The 331-nt window shown below is 37.2% G+C and carries 1 pseudogene; it reads right to left on the minus strand.

Annotation, left to right across the window (positions count from 1 at the left end):
• Nucleotides 1-180: pseudogene (locus B4F08_RS11760) on the minus strand (hypothetical protein); the annotation flags it as partial.
• Nucleotides 181-331 lie beyond the last annotated feature (151 nt).

The raw sequence follows: 331 nt of genomic DNA on the forward strand, positions 1-331 counted from the left end.
TTTACTGATATCGACAATGCCTTTTTGATCAATTTCAGGCAGTTTCTCGTGATTACCCAATAGCCCTGTAATTTTATGACTCACGGTATTTTGAGCCTTAGAGACAGATTGGCAAGCGGTCAGTTGAGCGGTAACAACGCTTATGAGGCCCAACAAGAGCATTAATTTTTTTATTGTCATTTTTTTGCGGATAGAGAACTACGAAAGGCGCTAGCTTAGCTTGTGTAATGGTGAAGTTCAATTTTTATCCATTTTGAATTTTGCGAAAAGTCTGCTTCAGTCCCTATTTTTAGTTGTATGACTCAGTATTTTTATTTTCAGACTAAATCGC

It is taken from the genome of Acinetobacter sp. UBA6720, from assembly GCF_002454215.1.
In the GTDB taxonomy this organism is placed as follows: Bacteria; Pseudomonadota; Gammaproteobacteria; order Pseudomonadales; family Moraxellaceae; genus Acinetobacter.